The 6,032-nt window shown below is 55.0% G+C and carries 3 rRNA genes; all 3 read left to right on the forward strand.

Annotation, left to right across the window (positions count from 1 at the left end):
• Window positions 1-533: 533 nt before the first annotated feature.
• A 16S ribosomal RNA gene (locus ES689_RS15430) occupies window positions 534-2,055 on the forward strand.
• A gap of 473 nt (window positions 2,056-2,528) precedes the next feature.
• A 23S ribosomal RNA gene (locus ES689_RS15435) occupies window positions 2,529-5,652 on the forward strand.
• A 214-nt stretch (window positions 5,653-5,866) separates the two neighbouring features.
• Window positions 5,867-5,983 (forward strand): 5S ribosomal RNA (rrf, locus tag ES689_RS15440).
• The 16S, 23S and 5S rRNA genes sit together here, the layout of an rRNA operon.
• The last annotated feature ends 49 nt before the right edge of the window (window positions 5,984-6,032 follow it).

The following is a 6,032-nucleotide window of genomic DNA, read 5'->3' on the forward strand; positions in this document are numbered from 1 at the left end:
CGACACGCCCGGGATGCGGCAGGGTTTGGACGATGTGGCTGGTGTGCCTGTAATGTTTCCTCTTGTCACCACGGAGGTGCGGCGGAGCGAAGCTTCACCGGCCACCAAGTGACACTGACCTCCAAGTCCTCGAGTTGCTGCTGGTTCTGCTAGCTGGCCTCGGACCAAGTGGGTTGCGAACACTGATCGTGATGGTGTAGCGTCATGGCTCGTCGTGAGAACGACACCGGCTCTCAGGAGTCGAAGAGCGATGGTCTTGCAACAGGAAGATCGGTGCTAAGGTTTCACAGCCGCTCCGGGCGATGGTCTCATATGAGATCGGGTCTCTGATGCGTTTGGTCCTTGAGAACTCAACAGCGTGCACATTGTCAAATGCCAAATTATACCCTGGCATTGTCTGAAGCTTCGGTTTCGGATGGTGTTTAGGTTTCTTTGAGATTGACGGACAATCAACAATCGTCAGATTGTTTTGTTCTTTCAGTCAGCATCAAATTCAGCAGTTATCACCTTTTTCCGGTGGTTCTGTTTTTTCTTTTACGGAGAGTTTGATCCTGGCTCAGGACGAACGCTGGCGGCGTGCTTAACACATGCAAGTCGAACGATGAACTCCAGCTTGCTGGGGGGATTAGTGGCGAACGGGTGAGTAACACGTGAGTAACCTGCCCTTGACTCTGGGATAAGCGCTGGAAACGGCGTCTAATACCGGATACGAGCTTCAGCCGCATGGCTAGGAGTTGGAAAGAATTTTGGTCAAGGATGGACTCGCGGCCTATCAGCTAGTTGGTGAGGTAATGGCTCACCAAGGCGACGACGGGTAGCCGGCCTGAGAGGGTGACCGGCCACACTGGGACTGAGACACGGCCCAGACTCCTACGGGAGGCAGCAGTGGGGAATATTGCACAATGGGCGAAAGCCTGATGCAGCAACGCCGCGTGAGGGACGACGGCCTTCGGGTTGTAAACCTCTTTTAGTAGGGAAGAAGCGAAAGTGACGGTACCTGCAGAAAAAGCACCGGCTAACTACGTGCCAGCAGCCGCGGTAATACGTAGGGTGCAAGCGTTGTCCGGAATTATTGGGCGTAAAGAGCTCGTAGGCGGTTTGTCGCGTCTGCTGTGAAATCTGGGGGCTCAACCCCCAGCCTGCAGTGGGTACGGGCAGACTAGAGTGCGGTAGGGGAGATTGGAATTCCTGGTGTAGCGGTGGAATGCGCAGATATCAGGAGGAACACCGATGGCGAAGGCAGATCTCTGGGCCGTAACTGACGCTGAGGAGCGAAAGCATGGGGAGCGAACAGGATTAGATACCCTGGTAGTCCATGCCGTAAACGTTGGGAACTAGATGTGGGGACCATTCCACGGTCTCCGTGTCGCAGCTAACGCATTAAGTTCCCCGCCTGGGGAGTACGGCCGCAAGGCTAAAACTCAAAGGAATTGACGGGGGCCCGCACAAGCGGCGGAGCATGCGGATTAATTCGATGCAACGCGAAGAACCTTACCAAGGCTTGACATATACCGGAAACGGCCAGAGATGGTCGCCCCGCAAGGTCGGTATACAGGTGGTGCATGGTTGTCGTCAGCTCGTGTCGTGAGATGTTGGGTTAAGTCCCGCAACGAGCGCAACCCTCGTTCTATGTTGCCAGCACGTAATGGTGGGAACTCATAGGAGACTGCCGGGGTCAACTCGGAGGAAGGTGGGGATGACGTCAAATCATCATGCCCCTTATGTCTTGGGCTTCACGCATGCTACAATGGCCGGTACAAAGGGCTGCGATACCGTAAGGTGGAGCGAATCCCAAAAAGCCGGTCTCAGTTCGGATTGAGGTCTGCAACTCGACCTCATGAAGTCGGAGTCGCTAGTAATCGCAGATCAGCAACGCTGCGGTGAATACGTTCCCGGGCCTTGTACACACCGCCCGTCAAGTCATGAAAGTCGGTAACACCCGAAGCCAGTGGCCTAACCCCTTGTGGGATGGAGCTGTCGAAGGTGGGATCGGTGATTAGGACTAAGTCGTAACAAGGTAGCCGTACCGGAAGGTGCGGCTGGATCACCTCCTTTCTAAGGAGCATGTACCAGCCGGTCTGTATACAGCCGGATTCATCTGGTCAAGTCAGTTCCGGGGCGAATGTTCCCGGCTGGCGCTCATGGGTGGAACATTGACAATGACTTCTTCGTGGAGTCATCGGCGCAAGTACGGCATCTTCGGGTGTCTGGAACGTGAAGGTGGCCGAGTGGAGTGGTGTGCACGCTGTTGGGTCCTGAGGGACCAAACCGGCCGGCCGTAAGGTTGGTGGGTTGACTCCTCTGGGCCAGGAAAGTCCTGCATCACTCGCAGGGTGATTCTGGTGCCGCCCGTATTTTGAGAACTACACAGTGGACGCGAGCATCTTAGTCGCAAGCAGTTGCCGGCCTTCGGGTTGGCGAGTGGTTGTGATACTAAGTGCAATTTCTTAGACCAACCCGCCCTTTGGGGTGTGGTTGGCGAATGAGATAACACTGAGCTGCCAGTCTTTGGCTGGCGGCAACTTTGTGGTCAAGTTTCTAAGAGCAAACGGTGGATGCCTTGGCATCTGGAGCCGAAGAAGGACGTAGAAATCTGCGATAAGCCTCGGGGAGCTGATAATCGAGCCCTGATCCGAGGATGTCCGAATGGGGAAACCCCGCCAGGCGTTTTGACCTGGTGACTCCCGCCTGAATATATAGGGCGGGTAGAGGGAACGTGGGGAAGTGAAACATCTCAGTACCCACAGGAAGAGAAAACAACAGTGATTCCGTCAGTAGTGGCGAGCGAAATCGGAAGAGGCTAAACCGGTCATGTGTGATAGACGGCGGTCGTTGCATGGTCGGGGTTGTGGGACCCGTTGTCCTGTTCTGCCGGACAGGAGCAGTTACAGCGCAGTATAGGCGAACAGCTTTGAATGGCTGGTCATAGAGGGTGCGAACCCCGTAGCCGAAATGCTGGCGCTGGCTGAATGGGGATCCCAAGTAGCTCGGGGCCCGAGAAATCCCGTGTGAATCTGTCAGGACCACCTGATAAGCCTAAATACTCCCAGATGACCGATAGCGGACAAGTACCGTGAGGGAAAGGTGAAAAGTACCCCGGGAGGGGAGTGAAATAGTACCTGAAACCGTTTGCTTACAAACCGTTGGAGCCTCCTTGTAGGGGTGACAGCGTGCCTTTTGAAGAATGAGCCTGCGAGTTAGCGATATGTGGCGAGGTTAACCCGTGTGGGGTAGCCGTAGCGAAAGCGAGTCTTAAGAGGGCGATACAGTCGCATGTCCTAGACCCGAAGCGAAGTGATCTATCCATGGCCAGGTTGAAGCGACGGTAAGACGTCGTGGAGGACCGAACCCACTTCAGTTGAAAATGGAGGGGATGAGCTGTGGATAGGGGTGAAAGGCCAATCAAACTTCGTGATAGCTGGTTCTCTCCGAAATGCATTTAGGTGCAGCGTTGCGTGTTTCTTGCCGGAGGTAGAGCTACTGGATGGCCGATGGGGCCCAAAAGCTTACTGACGTCAGCCAAACTCCGAATGCCGGTAAGTGAGAGCGCAGCAGTGAGACAGTGGGGGATAAGCTTCATTGTCGAGAGGGAAACAACCCAGACTACCAGCTAAGGTCCCTAAGCGTGTGCTAAGTGGGAAAGGATGTGGAGTTGCAGAGACAACCAGGAGGTTGGCTTAGAAGCAGCCACCCTTGAAAGAGTGCGTAATAGCTCACTGGTCAAGTGATTCCGCGCCGACAATGTAACGGGGCTCAAGCACACCACCGAAGCTGTAGATTTCGTATTATAGACAAGCCTTCGTGGTTCAGTCGTACGGAGTGGTAGGAGAGCGTCGTGTGGCCAGTGAAGCGGCGGTGTAAACCAGCCGTGGAGGCCACACGAGTGAGAATGCAGGCATGAGTAGCGAAAGACGGGTGAGAAACCCGTCCTCCGAAAGACCAAGGGTTCCAGGGCCAGGTTAATCCGCCCTGGGTAAGTCGGGACCTAAGGCGAGGCCGACAGGCGTAGTCGATGGACAACGGGTTGATATTCCCGTACCGGCGAAGAACCGCCCAAGACAATCCAGTGGTGCTAAGAGTCCTAACCCGGCTGAGTGGATCCCTTCGGGGTGATGCCGGCCGGTCTAACGCTCGACCCCATGCTGGTGCGTTTAGCGTATTAACAGGTGTGACGCAGGAAGGTAGCTGAGCCAGGCGATGGTATCCGTAAGGTGAACCTGGTGTAAGGATGTAGGGCTGACGATAGGCAAATCCGTCGTCAATGCGCCTGAGATCCGATGCGTACCCCGATTGGGGGAAATCAGTGATCCTATGCTGCCGAGAAAAGCATCGACGCGAGGTTCAAGCCGCCCGTACCCCAAACCGACTCAGGTGGTCAGGTAGAGAATACCAAGGAGATCGAGAGAATCGTGGTTAAGGAACTCGGCAAAATGCCCCCGTAACTTCGGGAGAAGGGGGGCCGGAACCGTGATGGGATTTACTCCCGGAGCGGGAAAGGCCGCAGAGACCAGTGGGAAGCGACTGTTTACTAAAAACACAGGTCCGTGCCAAGTCGCAAGACGATGTATACGGACTGACGCCTGCCCGGTGCTGGAAGGTTAAGAGGAACGGTTAGCGCAAGCGAAGCTGAGAATTTAAGCCCCAGTAAACGGCGGTGGTAACTATAACCATCCTAAGGTAGCGAAATTCCTTGTCGGGTAAGTTCCGACCTGCACGAATGGCGTAACGACTTCCCAGCTGTCTCAACCGCGAACTCGGCGAAATTGCACTACGAGTAAAGATGCTCGTTACGCGCAGCAGGACGGAAAGACCCCGTGACCTTTACTACAGCTTGGTATTGGTGTTCGGAGTGGCTTGTGTAGGATAGGTGGGAGACTGTGAAGCTTGGACGCTAGTTCAGGTGGAGTCATTGTTGAAATACCACTCTGGTCACTTTGGATATCTAACTACGAACCGTGATCCGGTTCTGGGACAGTGCCTGGTGGGTAGTTTAACTGGGGCGGTTGCCTCCTAAAGAGTAACGGAGGCGCCCAAAGGTTCCCTCAACCTGGTTGGCAATCAGGTGTCGAGTGTAAGTGCACAAGGGAGCTTGACTGTAAGACTGACAAGTCGAGCAGGGACGAAAGTCGGGACTAGTGATCCGGCAGTGGCTTGTGGAAGCGCTGTCGCTCAACGGATAAAAGGTACCTCGGGGATAACAGGCTGATCTTGCCCAAGAGTCCATATCGACGGCATGGTTTGGCACCTCGATGTCGGCTCGTCGCATCCTGGGGCTGGAGTAGGTCCCAAGGGTTGGGCTGTTCGCCCATTAAAGCGGTACGCGAGCTGGGTTTAGAACGTCGTGAGACAGTTCGGTCCCTATCCGCTGCGCGCGTAGGAAATTTGAGAAGATCTATCCCTAGTACGAGAGGACCGGGATGGACGAACCTCTGGTGTGTCAGTTGTTCTGCCAAGAGCACCGCTGATTAGCTACGTTCGGAACGGATAACCGCTGAAAGCATCTAAGCGGGAAGCCGGCTTCGAGATGAGATTTCCATACCCTTCGGGGTGAGAGGCTCCCAGCTAGACTACTGGGTTGATAGGCCGGATGTGGAAGTGGGGACTAACGACCCATGGAGCTGACCGGTACTAATAAGCCGATAACTTGACAACACTCTTCCCCTGTAGAGGAGGAAGAAAGATTGCTACGCGTCCACTATGTGGTTCCCGAAAGACGGTCGGCAACGACCCGCTTTACGGAACACCCCATCACCAGCATGTCCTGTATGGTGTGGGGACAACAGAACAGACAAGTCCCACTGACATGGTTGGTGGGCATGGTCTGAAACAGACTTCACCGCGGCCGATGGTTGTGTGTGGTAAATGTTTCGGCGGCCATAGCGAGAGGGAAACGCCCGGTCCCATTCCGAACCCGGAAGCTAAGACTCTCAGCGCCGATGGTACTGCAAGGGGGACCTTGTGGGAGAGTAGGACACCGCCGGACTCCTTTTGACAGAAGAGCCCCTCCACCGGAGGGGCTCTTCTTGTTTAAC

Source organism: Frigoribacterium sp. ACAM 257 (assembly GCF_007954365.1).
Taxonomy (GTDB): Bacteria; Actinomycetota; Actinomycetes; order Actinomycetales; family Microbacteriaceae; genus Frigoribacterium.